Genomic DNA, 16,428 nt, shown 5'->3' on the forward strand with positions numbered 1-16,428 from the left:
GCCAGCGCCAGAAGGGTGGACCCCAGCCGAACCCGGCGTCATCACGGTACATTCTTGAAGAAAATGTGGTGACCGAGGCGCAGAGTCTCCCTGGCGCCCGACGCCCAAGCAGGCGCCTTAGGCATTGTCGTGGCGTAGTAGTGTGTGGCACCGCCAGTTGGATCAGGCACAGCACCTGACATGACCTGATCGGCTGCCCGCTGAGCCTGGGCGAACTGCGCGGCCGGAATCGGCTTGGCACCACTCAGGTACGCGTAGTTCGGGTCTTTCTGGTTCCAGCAGCTGAACTGCCATGGCTTCAGGCACACACCGGCGTAGCCCTCCCCCCACCAAGACCTTGGCTTCCCATCGAAAACCCGGTTGCGAATCGTCCAGGCCACGGCGATCTGCCCGGCCAAGCCTTCGCCGCGGGCCTCACCCCAGAGCGTACGGGCCAGGACGTCACGATCTTTCTCGGTTGAATTCATATTTTCTCCAGGCAAAAAAAATACCGGCTCAAGTGCCGGCGTTTGTGAGTATCTGCAGCACCTTCCGCTCGGTGAGCGTCTGGCTTTCGCCAGGCAACACTTGCTAAAAAGTTGGCTCGCCGCTGCTTGGGTTATTCTATTGGACCTGGTCAGAGATCCATGTCGGGACGGCCGGACGCTTCACCTGCTTGGGAAAATCTTTAGACTCAGGCCAATCGCGCAACTTTTGGATATAGGTCAATAGTTCGTTGAACTCCGCCGACTTAATAGTGGTAGCCAGCCCCATATCAACTTCATCCCTATGGCGCTCACGCAGCCACTGCACTCGAGCGATCTCCGCATCTCGCCAGATACGTTCTGCAGATGACACTTCTTCGTTTGTTGGGGGCGCTGGGTCGGCCAGATATGGCAAACCATCTTTATGCAAGCGGACCTTCCCGGGCTGAGCGCTCGCGATAACCGACTCAAATAGCTCATCGGGTATTTCAATAGCATCATCGGGCATTTCTTTGTGTAAGCCTTTTATGTATGTACTGCCAGTAGTTTCGCTGTAGTACCGCATTAGACTCTCCCTACTGCCCACCAAGTCATGGGCTGATTACCTGAGTTCTCGAGTAGAACAGAGGTAGTCGTTAGATTTTTGGTGCTGGCGAAATTGCCATTCACATTTGCAGAAGCCATAGCGATAAACGACTGAGTGAACGCAGTAGGAAAGTTTACGGTCCCCGCGGAGCCTACTGACCCCCACTGAACGGTAACTCCAGCAAGCCAGCTAGGTAGAATCAAGTATCCCTGAAGCGTAAGGCTGTAGGACACACCAAAACGTAGTGTCGCGGGCGTTACGAAAGTAACCGCATCCGATCCCGCATTGACGAGTGCCTGTGTCGCGATTTTCGCTAAACCCGCGACGCTTGTAGTTGCTGAAACCAGTACGGCAGCAAGCCGTTGCGAAAGTTTAAGTGGAGTCAGAATTGTTGCATCACTAACTCCAGCTGTTACCTGGGTCTGTGTTGCAACCTTGCCGCCCCCTAACACCACCTCAGTGGCCTGCGGTGTTGAAGCGTTCTCTGAAATCACATCAATCAGCGCATCGTAATATTGAGAGCTGCCTACTGCGTCAACGCTGCCGTCAGCTTCTACTCCTGCTCCTTCTAGAATTGATGAAAGAAATGAAAGTTGATCATTCGCCCAATCTTGTTCAAGGTAGGATCCATCCCTTGAATCAGGAGTTGTTCTATTTTTATAGGACCCCTGCGGGTATCCTGGAGTTGGATTATTGAATCGACCCGGATAACGCTCATTTAGTTTAAGTGCCATGCTATGCCCCTATATACCCTGCAAATTCTGCATTTTCATCGCCGAACTCGGCGTCCATGTCGCCGAACTCCACCATCGCGTATCCCTCAAGAAACCCGTTAAATCTCACTGTTTGCGGCGTCGGGACAAGACCTGCGTTTAGCAACGCAAACCTTTCAAGGTTCGTAATCTGCCCATAGAACTCGATACTGAAGGACATATCCTCACCATCAGTGACTCGAAGAACATCCGCTTTAGGGAGCAGAAAATTCATTCCGTCGAGGATATTCTCGATAGTCGCTTCGCCATTGTTCTTTACGATCTTGGCCTTGATGACCAGCCGGTATAAATCGTCGGAGAGTTTTCCATCCTGGTCGATCGTCAGCGCGCTGAACATGGCGCCGTCGTCGCCAAACTCATCGCCATCCGTGAGATCGAACAGGCCTGGATTCATGGGGAATGAGCCCACGAAGCTACGCGGTGCCACGACGATTCGGCCGATAACGTTCAGTTGCTCGCCAACTGCGGTATCGATGTCGTAGCTCTTGCGCACAGCCTGGGCTGCCGCCTCGATGCTTCCGCCAAGCGCTCTGGCGATTGCGTACCAGTCCACGGCTTTCGGCTTGTCGCGGTATTGCGCGTAAATGCGGTCTGGGATGTTCATCACGTGATCACTACGGTGATGTTGCTCTCCGTCCACCTGGACATCTGGTTATAAGCGATGGCGACGTTGGCCTGGCCGCCGTTGAGGCTGGATGAAGGCAAGTCAACGTAGCTGTCACCGTACGAGCCGATGACCTTATTCACCGGGGTGAAGATCGTGCTGAATGGCACCGTCTCGCCGATGTCGAAGCCGTCGATTTTGAAGCCCACATCCGCTGGGATCAGGTCGCCGGCGGCGTACTCCATCATCGCCTCCTTTATGAGTTGGTCGGCGTTCGGCGGAAGTGATCCGTCGTTGACCACATGGATAACGGGCAGCATGTCTACGTAGATTGGGCGGCTGGCGCGAATGAGCTTCTGGTTCGTCGGGTACTTCGGCGAAGTGACCAACACCTGAAATGGCGTACCGGCCTGGTACAGGGTTGCGCCAGGGTTCTTCTTGAGGTAAATCGCCATAGCCACATGATCGTCAGTGCCGCCATCGATGATTGGCGCAATGGAGTGTCGAGGCAGCCCATACGGGTTGTCTGCCGATACCGCGCTGATGTTGGTGTCGTTCTCATACACCTTGACCCGGCGCACGCCGTCTACGCCGAACAGCTGGCCGATCATGGAGTCAATTTGGTTGTTGCCGGGCTTGCCCACTGCTGTAGCGCGGGTGACGCGCAGCTGCTCGTCGCGCTGTCCGTCAGTACCTGGAGTTGCTGGCGCTGCGTTTGTCACGCTGGCCAGGCCTGCCACCACGTCCACGATGCGCGTGATAGTGCCGGCGTCAGCCTGGGTAGGCCCGACGACTGTGCACGTCGCGTTGACTGTTGCGGAGCCGAGCGAGTCAGCTGTCACAGCCTGGTCGGTTGTCCAGCGGCTGCCGGTGGTGACCGACTCAAAACGATTGCCACCAGGTATAGGCGTTCCTGGTGTGGCTGTGATCGTCAGCTGCACGCTCGAGCGCGAACCGCCAGAGCGGATGGTGCCAGTGAGGGAGCAAACGATGTCCAGATCGTTGCCCTTGGCCTTGTTCGGATCTTTCGAGTTGTAGGCCTGCTGCAGCGTCTCGTCGAGCGCATAGAAGATCTCGGAGTCGTGCGCCATCTTCAGGCCGTCAGGCGTCGAAGGATCCAGGTTCCACAGCGGATCAATATCCAGGTAGAACTGGCGCTCCTGGGCGAACCAGTCGTTTTGCGTCTGTAGCACGTAGCCGGTCGAAGTCAGGCTAGCCATTCAGTGTTACCTCTTCCAGGCCAAACTCGGTGAGAATCCCAGCGGTTACGCTGTATTTGCGGTTTTCGATATTGAAGTCAGCGGAGAAGCTGGTGAGCCGGATCACGCCGGGCGTGTTGGCGATGCGCGCCCTGAGCGCAGCCTCGGCGGTGGAGAGGCTGGTGAACTTGCCCAGGATTTGCTCGTACCACGGCGTGCCGTCGGTGATGTCCCGGAAGTACTCGCCCAGGAACAGACGCAACCGGGTAAGCACGGTCTGCGCTACTTCGGACTGTCCGGTGATGAACTGCTGCCCGCGCGTCACGATGTCGCCTGTCTCTTCGTCCAGCCTGCGTACGGTCATGGAACTGGAACTCCGCTTGTCCCGGAGCCCGGGGTTACACCGCCATGGCGATGCGTGTTGAGGTTCGTGCCGGCGGCGGTGATGACGTTGCCGTCTGGCGTGATCTTCAGCCCGTTAATCAGGAACGTTCCGTCTGCCTGCAGCTGGAAGCTGCCGGCGCCGTTCTGCATCAGGGTTGTACCGTCGGCCAGCACGCTGAATCTGGCGGCCCCGTTATCCATGGAGATGCTGTTGTCGTTCTTCAGCCAAACGAACTGGGTGCCGGCACGGTTGCGCATGCGCACGCCGTTGTTCTGGAATTCGGGCAAAACGTTGGGCTGAGACCTGAACCCCGGCAAGAACATGGCGTCCTGCATGTTGTGGAAGCGCCCGATCGGGTTGGCCGCCACCCCACCGCTCTGTATCCAGCCATCAATGCAGCGTTGGGAGAACAGGATGTCGCCCTCACAACCAGAATCAATCTGGTACTCGACGCAGTAGTCACCGCCGGGGAAGTAGACCGGCACCTCGATGATCGGGGGAATGGTGAACTCGGCGCCGTTGATGTCGACGCGTGCTATGCCGGGCTGCACCTGGGCGAGTTGCTTGACCGGGTCGAACGTCAAGACGTGGCCCGGCAGCGATGTGCAGACCCCCTTCAGGATCTCCCGGACAGAGTCGCGGATCAGCTTCGCCTGCTTTGCGCGGCCTTCTGACTCAAGCATGCCTACCTCGGATTCGGTGAACCCGTGGGGCGGGCCTGGTTAAGTGGTCATCGCACGAACTGCTGCCCGCGCATGTAGGAGGTGTTAACGGATGCGACGGCCTCGCCGCGGGTAATAACCCCGTTGCGGTTAACGTCCAGGCCAGAGTTGGCCGCGTACTCGCGCTGGTATGGGCCGCTATCCCGCTCCCACATCACGTACGAATCCGGGCGCCCCACTGCCGCCGGCCAAAGGACTGCCAGGTAAGCGTCACCGAGGTTCCGGATACGCCCTGAGTAAGGCTTGTAGTACGCCTCCACGTAGTCGAGCTGGCGGACTGCGGTCATGCGTGCAAGCTGGGCGGTGGATGTGCCGACCGCGCGCGCGGACGCCTCCAGGAACTGGATGAGCCCCGTCGCGGTGCTGCCTGGGTTTCTCGCTGCAGGGCTGAACGTGTAGCCCGTCTCGAACCCCATAACGGCCATGAGCCAGTTCGGGTCGAAGGACAGCCGGTCGCATATCTCGCGAACCTTGACGCGGAACGCCTGGTCAACCCTTGCGCCCCAGATCAACTTGCCATTTTGCGGGGTTGCGGTCTCAGTCGCCGCAGGGGTGGTACCGGCGCGCAACCCGTCGATCTCGGTTCTCCAAAGATCACTGTGTGAATCACCGGAGTGCTTCATGGCGAAAATGTTGTACTCGCCGTTGGCGCTGGCGTCACCGCTCAGTTCGGATACGAAGAGGTTTCCGGTGTTGAAGGTGGCGAACTCGCTCTCTACGTTGATCTTGCCGTTGATGCGCAGCGCGGGGTTGAGCTGAACCGCCACGAACACGCCGAGGCCGTCAGGCCCGCGGGAGACCTCTGGGATACCGATCATTCCGCTGAACTGGTCCACCTTCACCATGGTTGTGGTGCGCGGCATATTCGGCTTCGTGACGACAATCCGCCCGCGGTCCTGCATCCATTCAAATTTGTAGGCGTATGCCAGGTCGGTCATGGCTTGCGGGATATCGCCGTCCACCACCAAGCCAGAAGATAGCGGCTTAGCGTCGGCGAACTGAGCGTTGTCGATATCGATCGGAAGCGGCCATGCGGCTGCCAGGGCGCGGATCACCTCCTCTACCCTGGTGCCGATGCCGAATGACAGCTGGGCAGACGCTCGATCAACCGCCGGCTGGCCTGATCGGCAGATCAGCCTGGTGATGATCTCCGGCGCACCTGGCTCGCGCTCCCGCAGAGTGTTGGTCACGAATCCGGTGAAGATCGCGTCGACGTTGTCGTTGTAGCCAGCACGCAGCACGATGCTTGACCGTTGCGCGATCGCAGATCCCTTGTTCATGTTGTAGAGGCGGATGTCGGCGAACGACAGCGCGTCACCGGGGGAGATATCGATGTTGAATTGGACGCGGAACTGCCGGCGTCCAATCTGCTGGCTGATATAAGGCTGGCCGTTCACGTCAATCGACCAAACGCGCTCTCTCATGTTTCCACCAATGGGGGTATCCAGACGAGGAAGTTATCGATGCCCAGATTGTCCAGGGTCACGTCTTTGCCGGTGAACACCATCTGACCGATACCGGTCCGGTAGCTCTGGATGATGTCGCTACCGGGCTCGAGCATTGCGCCGGCCACGATGCGCGTGCCATCACGCAGGAGGTTCATGGACCAGGCAGGAGCATCCAGGTAGGAGATGAAATCAAGCTCAAAGTCGATCAGGTTGTCGCCAAGCTGTACGCTAAAACGCGGGTGTGCATTGGCGGCACCGCCGCGCAGCGGGATTGTGTACATCAGACGACTCCGTCAAGGATTCCATTTACCGACTTTGAAACGCTGTCGGATGCTTCTTTGGCGATTGCCTGGCCACGATTGATGGCGCGGGTCAGCGCCGACTTTGACGGGTCTCCGTCTCGCAGCTGGTCCGGCGTGCACTGGTAGTCCCGCTGTATGCGGTCCAGATCGATGATCTCCTGCATCTCCACGATGAACTCCAGGCCGCCTTCATTCCTGGGCTCCTTGGTCCTGGAAAGGCGCGTAATGGCCATGTTCTTCAGCAGGATGTCGCCGGCGTCGATGTCGAACGGGTCGTACGACTTCATCAGCCAGATTAGGAAGTCTAGGGTGGTGCTGGCGCGCGTCTCGTCGCTCCCTGCCAGCCAGCCCGCTGACAGACCGGCCACCGTGGATACGATGGGGTTGTCGGTCAGGTTGGAAAGCGCGCCGCCGAGGAAGTCCGTCAGCTGAACCTTGACCGGGTTGTTGCTGATTGCGCCGGTCATGGTCCATTTGAAGGGGTTCAGAATGCGATGGTCTGAAATCCTCACGCCCGACTCAATCGGGATAGAGGTGATCGTCACCGTCGCTTCGAATGTGTCCTCCAGCACCGCGTCGAACGAGTACCCGGCAATTGTCGGGGCTTTGCGCGTGAAGATGTTGATGATGCTCACGGCTATCGCTCCGTTGTGGTCTTCAGGTCGCCCAACGTTTCATAGGCGGTGCGCTCATTCACGTCGATGATCTTGGATTCCAGCGCCTGGCCGTCGATCTGGATCGTGGCATTCAGGTTGCTTTCAACCTTGATAGGGGTTCGATTAAGTGCGCCAGCAAAAGCTTCCGCTGTAGCCTGGCGATCCTCGTCCGGAGTGGTTCCGCTGGTGGGCGGCATGCTGTCGGATGCCGACCTGTCGCGGTGATCCAGATAGTCGATGTCCTCCTGAGTGCGCTGTATCTGCCCCGAATACACCTCTGGAGCTGCGCGATCAACACCAAAGAGCTTGTCGAACATCGGGTCAATGTAGGGCGTCATGAGGTCGGCAAGGCTGATTGCCATGCCGATCTGTCCGGCACCTTTCAGAGCGCCGCCGATACCGCTCAACCCGATCTTGGACAGCCCAGCCCCAGCAACGGTAGTTGCAGCGCCGATTCCGATACCGGCCGTCGCCTGCGGATTTTCCGCCAGCGCATCGATGCCTTTGCTGATCTCCGGGCGATATTCCTTGAGGAAGTTGTTCACCCCCTCAGTCGCGCCGATCAGGCTTGGCAAAAACTTCTCAGCCAGTTCGTTCTTGACGCCTTCGATGATCAGCCCGAGTTGCGCCGAGTTGTCGGCAAGCTTTCGGCTGTTCTCGGTGAGCTGGTCGACACTGCCAGTTAGCGCATTGGCGCGCTTCATGGTCTCGTCGAGCTTTTCAACACCCCCGGCCAGCGAACGAAACACTCCATCAGACAGCCCAAGCGAGCTTTGAACCTGGGCACGCTGCCCCTCATCCAGCTTGGGGATCATGTCCGCCAGCGCGCGCATGAATTCCTCACCGGTATTCGTCTTGTACAGCGAGCTGACATCAATGCCCGCGGTGGCCAGGTCACTGATCGGACCGGCATCGCCCTTGAGGCGCAGGTTGTTCTGGATCTCTTCGAAGTGCGCCAGGGTTTCTACCGCGTCCGCCGCATCACCCCCCATAAGCTTCAGGGCATTGCCGTAGTTGTACACGGCCGCCTGTGAGGTGCGCAGGTTCTGCGTGGACATTGCCAGCTTGTCTACGCGATCAGCGACGCCGACGATGGCGCTGGCGCCCGCGCCGAATGCACCGACGAGGGCCGCCGAGATGCCAAGGGCATTTGACTTGATCCCGTTGAGACTGGCACCAATCTTCTTGTCGCCCGCCTCCAGCGCCTTAGTGTCATAGCCGATGCCGATCAGGAATGACTTCAGTACTTTGCTAGCCATTCTTCGCAGCCTCGTATTGATCCCACAGTTCGTCCATGGCCTGGTTAAAGCGCTCGACGCTGGCTAGGGAGTGGGTTCCATCTTCAAGTTGCGCCCAGGTACACAGCGGCGGGCACACACCAACAATCCCGACACAGGGGCGCATCAGGAACCAATTTACTGCGCTGCGCTTTCCGCGCCCGGCTGCCGAGCGCCTTTTTCGCCGCTTGGCAGCCAGTCGAAAAAATCGGAGAGGTTCCAGCGCAGCAGCTCGGCCAGCAACTGGTTGTAATGCACCATCTTGCCGCCGAAGTCGGCCACGGTGACCGCGCGCTCGGTGCCGTTGATGAACACTCTGGTCATGAGGATCTGCACGACCTGGGCCTTCACGTCCTGGCGCATCGACATGAACATCGAGCAAAGCACCTGGTCATCAACCTCAATGCCTGCCTGCGCGGCCGTGGCGAATCGCTCCAACACGGCGCCGGACAGAAGGGACATCAGGCGGTCCTGATCGACAGCGCTGGCCATGGCGGCGTTGTACTGCACGCCGCCAATGGTGAATGGTTTCACGCTCATCTATCAGCCCCTTGTTGCTTCCCAGATGTTGAATTGCATCGTGAACTGGTCGTCCGTGATGGTTGAGCCGGCCCGCCCGCGCTGGCCGTCGTTCACGATCACGCCTTCCGAACCCAGTGCCGTTTCCAGCGTGCCGATCTGGGTGAAGGTCAGCGTGATGTTCGCGTTCGAGTTCAGCAGGCCCTGCACGTATGCCGAGTCGGACGAGCCCGGGTTGAGGTAGACGTTCACCTCGCGGCCAGGGTTCTGGCGGTCGAGGCGGACGGCGTTCCCGCCCTGCCCGCGGCGCAACTGGCTACGCGGATCGATCGGCGCATCCGTGTACGGGGTGGCAGTTTCGCCCCAGTCCTGGATCTGCCGGCCATTGATGGTGACGACGGTCAGGTCGTTCGAGAAATTACTCAGGCTCATGGGTCACCTATCAATAAACGTCGAGGTCGACATCAACGATGTGGATTGCGCCGGCGCGGAACAGGCGAATGCGGAGTGGAGCGGCCTTGCGGGCGTTGCGGTCGGCATCCGACAAGTCGAGGATGTCCTCTGGCTTGGTCAGGATCTCGAAGCCGATGGTGTACTTTTCGAGGCCATCGTCCGGGTCGAGATAATTCCGAGGGCCCAGGTAGCCGTTTCCGATGTAGCCCTGGGAGAACGATCTGGCGATGCCGATCAGGACCGCCTGGCCGACCGGGGTCTGCGCAAGCTTGGTGACCTGATTTGCCGTGCCGTTATAGAGAGCGGTAGTGAGCCCGTTGATGTACGCGTCAAGGTTCACCACATCGTCGATGAACTCGCCGTAGGTGCTGTGGGTCATGGTGTTCAGCCAGCGACCGGAGTCGGTAGAGCCCTGGTTGTCCACCACGGTATAGAAAACGGCCTTTTTCTTGTCGCTCTGCATGGCGGCGTACGCAGTACCGGTCAGGTTTTCAGCGGCCACGCCTGGCGACTTCTTGAATTCGCCCGTAATAGTGGATCGATCGGCGCTGTAGTTTACTGCGGCGAAATGCTTGGCCAGAGCCGATCCAGAGTATGGGTCGGTGGCATGCGCAGCGGTGTAGACATGGCGGAACCCTGCGGTTGTCAGTTGGGTCGCGATATCGTCGGTATCGGCTGGATCGCGGATCTCGGTAGCCGATGCACCAGTCTGGTTGTCGATGAACATACTGGTGTTGTCTTCACACCATTGGGCGATAGCCAGTACATCAGCCTTCACCGCCAGGATCGGCGCAGTCCACATGGTCCAGTACCACCAGAGCATGTTCCGGGCCTTGTTCAGCGTCGCCGCCCGGGTCGCATCGGCGGTGGCCGCGCCGTACACCTTCAGCTCTCGAGTAGCGGGCGTACCGCCAAGCCAGCGCTGGGCAGCTTTGTAGGTCTCGGTGGTGTCGGCAAAGTCTTCAGACAGCGCAGGCAACGTGAAATACGTCCGGTACGTGTCCGGCGCAAAGCCCACCGGCAGCTCAAGCTGCGGAGCGAACAGCATGGCGCTGGCAAAGTTCGCATTGCCCAGGCCTGCCGGGCTGATCCGGGCATTAATCCGGATGATGTTGGTAGCTGGATAGCTCACTGTGCTAGCTCCAATGGGTTATGTGGGGTCGAATTCCACGGTGAAGGTGTTAAGCACCCTGGCCTTCTCGTTCTGAAGCGCCACTTCGACGCTCAGGATGTTGTTCACCACCGGCAAGCTGCTGGTTTCGTACATCAGGCGGATGGTGATCTGTGCCCGCTGCTCGAAGTTGGCCGACTGCAGGCTGGTGAGGTTGTTGATGGCGTCAGTGCTGTTCCAGCCGATCTTGGCCTTGAACAGCATCATGCTCACGTCGGGCCTCTTGTTGGCCTGCTTCAGGCGCTCGGCGTACATCAGGGCTTCGCCGCGGTAGAAGTTGACGCTGGCCGAGCACATGATCTGCGCTCGAACATCTACCTCTACGAGCTCCCCCGGCTTGTTGCGCGAAACGATGTTGGCCTGGCCGCGCTCGTTGACGGACTGCCGTGGCGTGATCGTCGCGTACGCCCCTTGCGGCGCAGGCATGCTGCCTGGGCCGATCTGGTCGGCCAGCAGACACTCGGGCACGCCGGTCGCCAGCATCACAATCGGGCGCAGCTTTGCGAATAGCTCTTGGTTGGTCATGCTGGGCCACCTGACTGATCATCAATGCGCATGACAATGACCTTGCAGTAGTTCCGCCAGAAGCGGTTGTCGACCTTGACGGCCTTCCACTGCTGGCCCAGGAACGCCCAGGTACCGGTCTGATCGATCAGCTGCATGTCGCCCTGGTTGATGTAAATCCGGCGCGCGTCGGTGATCCGCTCGCCGCCCTGGCGCAGGAAATCGACTTCCCTATCACTGGCCGGCTGGATGTTCACGATGTATGGCACAGTGCTCGGCGTGCCCGGCGTCCATATGCCGTCTACCCATGCGCCGCCAGTATCAACCGTGCGGGATGCCTCGACGCTTTCAAATACGCCATCGATCTGGCCCTCCATATTCAGGCTCATTCGAGACCCTCCGATGCGGGACCAATGGAAACTTGGTGGGTGACCGACTGGCGCATAGCGCCGGTATCGATCAGCGGATTGCTGCTGCCCTTCTTGCGGATGGTCGACGCTGCGTTGGGTGGCGTCTTCAGATCGGTCATGTACACCTTCACCTTGCCCGCGGCCACCACACCGACTGCCTCGAGGATCTGGTCCATCGACTTGCCTGCCTCCATACCATCCTGGATGGTCAGCAGCACTTCTGGCGTCGCGCTCGCAACCCCCGGCTCAAGCCATGGCCTGGCCGGGATGTTGATGGTGTGCGCCTGGGTCACGCCCAGCTCCGTGTAACCCTTGCCAGTCTTGAGGAAGCGAACCTCATCGCGGTCGGCAGCAGCTTTGCTGGCGTAGCCGTACGATGTTCCGCCCGGGTGCTTGATATCGGCGCCGAACTCGTTGATAGCGCCAAGGCTGGCCATGGTCAGGTCGCCCGACTCAACGTCGCCGGCTTCCTCATGGATGCCTACGGTGACGACCTTGTTCGACTTGAGCGCATTCAGCTCCTTCGCCAGCTCGTCCTGCAACTCCTGGAAGCCCTGGATATCGAGTTCTATCATTCAAACCGCCTTGGCACCCATCCCGGCGCGCTTCTTGAGCCTGTAGAACTGCTGGCCGTAGTTGGTGTAGGTCAGCCAGTCGGTGCCCGCGTCCATCATCTGGGGCACGCGGTAGGCGATCGATTCGTCACCGACCGACTTCTGGGCCACGTTGAGGCGGGCCTCAGAGTTGGGCGTGCCGCCGGCGCCGAGCGTGGCAAAGTTGGTTGCCAGCCAGTGGGCGGCGAAGTACTGCATGCCACGCCATTTGAAGTTGTCGCAGGTCAGTTCGATGGCGCCCCACCGGCTTGAGCCGGTCTCGGTACCGGCCTCGCAAAGGGCCTCAACGATGTATTCGTCGGGCCACTTCACCGGGTCAGCAAACGCTTTGAACACAGGATTGCTGCGGAAAGCCGCAATCATCTCGGGGGTGATTAGCATGGGCTCTCCGGTATGAATGAGTGGGCGCCAGGCGCCCGGGTGTTACTGTGCTGCCTGAGCCTTAGCGATTTCTTCGCGCAGGCGCGTTTCGCCCCAAGTCTTGTTGACCTTGATGCCGAGCGCTTCGGCCTGGGCGCTCAGGTCGTCTTCTTTACCATCGTCGGCTTCCAACTCATCAGCACCAACGCGGCGCAGGTCGCCGTTCTTCAGCAGAGCCTTGACGAAATCGATCTTTGCCACCGCGTCCGGAACTTCGACCGCCGGGTTTTCGCCAGGCAGGATCGGGTAGCTGGTTTCAACGCCATCCACCAGGTGGTTGATGGTGATCAGTCGTGCTGCTTCGTTCTTCAGGAACATGTCGAATCCTCGCCCGGAGTCATTGGCCGCCGCCCCGGGCATAGCGGTGGCGGCCATGGCTCGGTTGGTTAGAACTGGTCGCGGTAAGCGCCAGAGAACGGGTAGCGGAATTCAACACCGCTGATCTTGTACTCGCACGGCACGTTGACCTTGAGGTTCCACATCTGCGGGGCCAGGGAGCGCCACGGGATCGGCACCTGCATGCCCAGGTTCTCGTCGTTCAGCTCGTAAGCGACGATGCGGTCCTTGTTGCCGTTGGACACGCCGGCGGCGGCCAGCTGCGCAGCGGACAGTTGCAGGCGGCTGAAGATGTTGATCGGGCGACCGGTCAGCGCGGTGTACTGGTTGTTGGTGCGGAAGTACTCCAGCATCGTCTTGTCGGTGATGGTGCCCATGCGCTTGTTCGAGATGAACGCGAAGCGGGAAGCATCCAAGATGATCGTGTCGGGGACGTGAACCGTGGCCGAGTTGATGTACACATCAACCAGGATCTTGTTCAGGTCAGCGACGATCTGGTCACCGGTGGTGGCAGCGTTGTACCAATCCAGGGTGGAGTTCGACAGCGCCAAGTTAGCGTTGTTGAACAGGCCGGTCATACCGCGCGCCGCGTCGCCGAAGTAGGCCACGCGCTGGGTGTGCTCCTGGGCGCCACGGAAGGCCAGTTTCGCCTTGGTGGTATCCAGCGGGATGCGCAACTGCTGAGACTTGCGAAGCTCGTCCAGGCTGTAGCTGTACTTGTTGCCGGCGTAGCCGATTGGCACGGTCGACTTGTTGGCGTTCAGCGTCACGTCTGGCAGGTCGTCAGCGCTGGCGCCGATGAATTTGCCGAGGGTCACGCCGTCGTAGCTGATGTAGTCCCACTGATCTACCCATTCAGGCAGAGAAGTGTCGACAGGGATCAGCTCCATGTAGTTGATCGCGGCGTACTTGGCCTCGTAGATACGAGATTCCAGGCTTGCCAGCTGGCTGATGTAGAACGCCAGGCCGTCATCGAGGGTCGGCAGACCGTCGTTGAAGGTCACTTGGTGAGCGTCACGGCCGATCTGTTGCGCGATAGCAGCATCGATGGCTACGACGATTTTCTTAAGCTGAGTCATGTCGATTAGCCCCCGACCTTCAGAGAAATTTTAGCCAGTGCGCCGGCGCCGGCGGTGCTGACCCATTTGGCGTTCGGGATCAGGACTGCCAGAGTGGCGGCGGCGCCGACCACGTTGGAGAACTGCCCCTGGTTGGTACCGGTGCCGTCGCCGACTACCAGGTAGACCGGGTCATCCTTGGCGACCGCCACGCGGGCGGTTACCCAGATAGGCGCCATGGTCTCGACGGTCATGTCGCGCTTGGCGACAGCGCCGAATACTTCGGTCGAGGTGTAGGCGCGGTTCAGTTCGCGACGAACCACACCGATGAACTGGGCGGCGGTCGAAGCGGCGACCGGCAGCTTGGCGCCGTCGTCACCGTCGGTCACCACGCCCAGGCCGTAGGCGATGTTGACGGTGCCCTTGTTGACCTTGGAGACGCCGTTGGACACTTCGCCATCAGCGACCATGCCCGCGTACGCGACGCCGTGGTTGATTGCGTTACCACCTTGAACTGGCATGGTTAGGCTCCTTTCTGTTTGTGGGCGCCGGACAAGCTTTGCTTGTGGGCCTGGTAAGGGGTCGGTGCGGCGTCGGCAGTCGTGGTGTTTTTTGCACCGTCCTGCGCCAGCTGCACGAACTGAGCGAAGAGCGCGGCGGTGTCACCGGTCGGCGGCTTGACCTTCTTCTTGCCGTTCTCGTCCTTGTCGTCGTCTTCGTCCTCATCCTTGTCGGACTCGGCGTCGAAGGCGCACTCAACGTAGCCGGCGGACTTGTCCGACCAGTCACGCTTCGGCAGGGCCACGGCCAGGGCGGCGCGCTTGATCTCGATCACGTCGAGGCTGTCGCAGGTGAACCCGTCGCCGGCGACCTTGCGCGCCAGGGCCTGGGTATTGCCGATCAGTACGACGCGAGCATTGATCGCCTCGTCGCTCGAAGCCTTGCGGGCCTCGGCCAGGTCTTCGACAGCCTTGTCGGCGGTGGCCTGGGCCTTATCAGCCTTGGTTTCCGCATCGGTGGCACGCTTCAGCAATCGGTCGAACGAGTCGGCGACCACTTGGGCGTTCGCAGGATCAGCAACATCAACGCTGCGCCCGCTATCGGTGGTGATAAGTACAGGCATTGTGTTGCCTCCTGGGTTGTGGTCAAAAACGCGGGCATTGGCGCCCGCCCTTGCTCGGTCAACGATTGCAACGTGGTTGATTCTGATTTCACGCTGGATGTATTCGTACGCCTGGACTTCTTCGGTGACGCCCGGCGCGTGGTCGTAAATTGCGGTGTAGCCTGCGGAGACCTCGCACTTACCGGCATTGATGTCGGTAATGGTCTTCTGGTCCTTGACGATCAGGTCGGCGGCGACAAAGTCGCCATCTGGGCGCCCAGGGCCTCGCACCACACCCACCGCCACGCTCTTGTAGGTCAGCGCAGTGACAAGCTCTTTCGGGTGATCGTTGGTGATGTCGCTGGAGTCGTAGGTGCCCAGCGAATCAGGCGAGAAAACCTCTTCCGGCGGCCGATACACGCGAACAATGCGATTCGGGTCGCCGTCGAGCCCAAGCTCTCGGGCCAGGTACTCCTGAATCCCAGTGCGGGCCACCCTGGCCGGCACCTTCAGGAAACCCTCGTCGGTGTACTCTCGCTGGGTGATGCGATACCCAGCCCGGTCGAAAACCGTGCACTTCATGTTGCGGCCTCGCGGATTGGATGAATTAGCGGTAGACGCCCGGCGCTGTGCGGCCTGCGTCTTGGTTGGCCTTGACCTCGCGGGCGCTCACTGGGCGCGCGATGCATCGGCACTGATAGTCGGAGCCGGGCTTGATCGGAACGCCGTCAGAGCTAAGCGGCAGATCGTCCCAGCGGTAGATCCCTTTGCCGTAGGCGGTGACCTTGTTGGCGATCTCAGAGTGGCGATGCCGAACACGGCTGTCGTCGGAGTCGATCCACTGGAAGTACTCGAAGCCGGCGCCCTTCTGCTGCTTCTCAGCCAGTTCACCGTTGATCTTCGATGTCTGGTCGCGGGCGATCATCTTGGCGCGGCGCTGCGTGACGCCGAACTGCTCCTGCAACGCCTTCTCGATGTAGCCAGGCCGCATGCCGGAGCGCATGTTCGCCATCACCAGCGTCTGCACCTCTTCCAGGTACTTGGCAGGGATTGACTTGATCAGCTGAGCGTTCTGCTGAGCCGAGGCCTTCAGGTAGTCCTGCAGCGCGGTGTTGTCGCTGTATACGTCGATACCGGCCGACTTCTTCAGGTCGCGCTCGGACTTCTTGAGCGACGACTGGACGAACTCTCCGGCGATGCGCGCGCCGGCGGCCTGAACCGTCGGTGACGACCAGCGACTGACCAGCGTGGACATGGCGTTGAGGATCAGGTCGGACCAGGCATCAGTCGTGACCACCGCGTCCTGCGTGTACTCCGGCGCCAGCTGGCGAATTAGCGGCATGATCTCCTTGCTGATCGACGCCTTGACCTGCTTCACCAGCCGCTGCAGCTTGGCGTTGTACTGGATGCCGATCATGTCCATGG

The 16,428-nt window shown here is 59.9% G+C and carries 23 protein-coding genes; all 23 read right to left on the bottom strand.

Annotated features, from left to right (window positions below; all coding sequences use genetic code 11):
- Positions 1-41 precede the first annotated feature (41 nt).
- The 23 genes from C9990_RS20900 to C9990_RS21005 all read right to left on the bottom strand — a co-directional run bounded on the left by C9990_RS20900 (position 42) and on the right by C9990_RS21005 (position 16,426).
- Entirely contained in the window at positions 42-467 is a 426-nt protein-coding gene (locus tag C9990_RS20900; RefSeq protein WP_106804526.1) for a cell wall hydrolase, read from the bottom strand.
- A gap of 136 nt (positions 468-603) precedes the next feature.
- On the bottom strand, positions 604-1,029 hold the full coding sequence (locus tag C9990_RS20905) for a phage tail assembly chaperone (protein ID WP_106804527.1): 426 nt from the start codon (positions 1,027-1,029) through the stop codon (positions 604-606).
- On the bottom strand, positions 1,029-1,784 hold the full coding sequence (locus C9990_RS32340) for a hypothetical protein (protein WP_157955091.1): 756 nt from the start codon (positions 1,782-1,784) through the stop codon (positions 1,029-1,031). The genes C9990_RS20905 and C9990_RS32340 overlap by 1 nt, the downstream gene beginning before the upstream one ends.
- 1 nt (position 1,785) lies before the next feature.
- Positions 1,786-2,427: a DUF2612 domain-containing protein gene (locus tag C9990_RS20910; RefSeq protein WP_106804528.1), complete on the bottom strand. Its 642-nt coding sequence runs from the start codon at positions 2,425-2,427 to the stop codon at positions 1,786-1,788.
- Positions 2,427-3,647 (bottom strand): baseplate J/gp47 family protein, encoded by a 1,221-nt coding sequence (locus tag C9990_RS20915; protein WP_106804529.1) that lies wholly within the window; start codon positions 3,645-3,647, stop codon positions 2,427-2,429. The genes C9990_RS20910 and C9990_RS20915 overlap by 1 nt, the downstream gene beginning before the upstream one ends.
- A complete protein-coding gene (locus tag C9990_RS20920) occupies positions 3,640-3,990 on the bottom strand; it encodes a hypothetical protein (RefSeq protein WP_106804530.1) in 351 nt (116 codons plus the stop codon). Before C9990_RS20920 ends, C9990_RS20915 begins: the two co-directional genes overlap by 8 nt.
- Entirely contained in the window at positions 3,987-4,694 is a 708-nt protein-coding gene (locus C9990_RS20925; protein ID WP_106804531.1) for a Gp138 family membrane-puncturing spike protein, read from the bottom strand. The genes C9990_RS20920 and C9990_RS20925 overlap by 4 nt, the downstream gene beginning before the upstream one ends.
- A 47-nt stretch (positions 4,695-4,741) precedes the next feature.
- Complete coding sequence (locus C9990_RS20930) at positions 4,742-6,157, bottom strand: hypothetical protein (RefSeq protein WP_106804532.1); 1,416 nt, start codon at positions 6,155-6,157, stop codon at positions 4,742-4,744.
- On the bottom strand, positions 6,154-6,462 hold the full coding sequence (locus C9990_RS20935) for a hypothetical protein (protein ID WP_106804533.1): 309 nt from the start codon (positions 6,460-6,462) through the stop codon (positions 6,154-6,156). The genes C9990_RS20930 and C9990_RS20935 overlap by 4 nt, the downstream gene beginning before the upstream one ends.
- Positions 6,462-7,118 (bottom strand): phage baseplate protein, encoded by a 657-nt coding sequence (locus C9990_RS20940; protein WP_102642878.1) that lies wholly within the window; start codon positions 7,116-7,118, stop codon positions 6,462-6,464. The genes C9990_RS20935 and C9990_RS20940 overlap by 1 nt, the downstream gene beginning before the upstream one ends.
- A 2-nt stretch (positions 7,119-7,120) precedes the next feature.
- Positions 7,121-8,398: a hypothetical protein gene (locus C9990_RS20945; RefSeq protein ID WP_106804534.1), complete on the bottom strand. Its 1,278-nt coding sequence runs from the start codon at positions 8,396-8,398 to the stop codon at positions 7,121-7,123.
- Positions 8,399-8,554: 156 nt separating this feature from the next.
- A complete protein-coding gene (locus tag C9990_RS20950) occupies positions 8,555-8,956 on the bottom strand; it encodes a hypothetical protein (RefSeq protein WP_106804535.1) in 402 nt (133 codons plus the stop codon).
- Between the two features lie 3 nt (positions 8,957-8,959).
- Positions 8,960-9,367: a hypothetical protein gene (locus tag C9990_RS20955; protein ID WP_106804536.1), complete on the bottom strand. Its 408-nt coding sequence runs from the start codon at positions 9,365-9,367 to the stop codon at positions 8,960-8,962.
- A gap of 10 nt (positions 9,368-9,377) precedes the next feature.
- Positions 9,378-10,520 (bottom strand): DUF3383 family protein, encoded by a 1,143-nt coding sequence (locus C9990_RS20960; protein WP_106804537.1) that lies wholly within the window; start codon positions 10,518-10,520, stop codon positions 9,378-9,380.
- 18 nt (positions 10,521-10,538) lie between these two features.
- Entirely contained in the window at positions 10,539-11,084 is a 546-nt protein-coding gene (locus C9990_RS20965) for a hypothetical protein (protein ID WP_106804538.1), read from the bottom strand.
- A complete protein-coding gene (locus C9990_RS20970) occupies positions 11,081-11,452 on the bottom strand; it encodes a hypothetical protein (RefSeq protein ID WP_177410347.1) in 372 nt (123 codons plus the stop codon). The genes C9990_RS20965 and C9990_RS20970 overlap by 4 nt, the downstream gene beginning before the upstream one ends.
- The gene (locus C9990_RS20975; RefSeq protein WP_106804540.1) at positions 11,449-12,048 is read right to left on the bottom strand and encodes a hypothetical protein; all 600 of its coding nucleotides are present in this window, start codon (positions 12,046-12,048) and stop codon (positions 11,449-11,451) included. Before C9990_RS20975 ends, C9990_RS20970 begins: the two co-directional genes overlap by 4 nt.
- A complete protein-coding gene (locus C9990_RS20980; RefSeq protein ID WP_106804541.1) occupies positions 12,049-12,468 on the bottom strand; it encodes a DUF4054 domain-containing protein in 420 nt (139 codons plus the stop codon).
- 42 nt (positions 12,469-12,510) lie between these two features.
- Positions 12,511-12,882: a hypothetical protein gene (locus tag C9990_RS20985; RefSeq protein WP_256595127.1), complete on the bottom strand. Its 372-nt coding sequence runs from the start codon at positions 12,880-12,882 to the stop codon at positions 12,511-12,513.
- Between the two features lie 11 nt (positions 12,883-12,893).
- Complete coding sequence (locus C9990_RS20990; RefSeq protein WP_106804543.1) at positions 12,894-13,922, bottom strand: DUF2184 domain-containing protein; 1,029 nt, start codon at positions 13,920-13,922, stop codon at positions 12,894-12,896.
- A 5-nt stretch (positions 13,923-13,927) separates the two neighbouring features.
- Positions 13,928-14,422, bottom strand: a complete 495-nt coding sequence (locus C9990_RS20995; protein ID WP_106804544.1) for a hypothetical protein — start codon at positions 14,420-14,422, stop codon at positions 13,928-13,930.
- Between the two features lie 2 nt (positions 14,423-14,424).
- Positions 14,425-15,585 (bottom strand): DUF2213 domain-containing protein, encoded by a 1,161-nt coding sequence (locus C9990_RS21000; protein ID WP_106804545.1) that lies wholly within the window; start codon positions 15,583-15,585, stop codon positions 14,425-14,427.
- Positions 15,586-15,610: 25 nt separating this feature from the next.
- Entirely contained in the window at positions 15,611-16,426 is an 816-nt protein-coding gene (locus C9990_RS21005) for a phage minor head protein (RefSeq protein ID WP_106804546.1), read from the bottom strand.
- Positions 16,427-16,428 lie beyond the last annotated feature (2 nt).

Origin of the sequence: Pseudomonas sp. S5D5 (assembly GCF_003013355.1) — a bacterium.
GTDB classification, from domain to species: Bacteria; Pseudomonadota; Gammaproteobacteria; order Pseudomonadales; family Pseudomonadaceae; genus Aquipseudomonas; species Aquipseudomonas aylmerensis.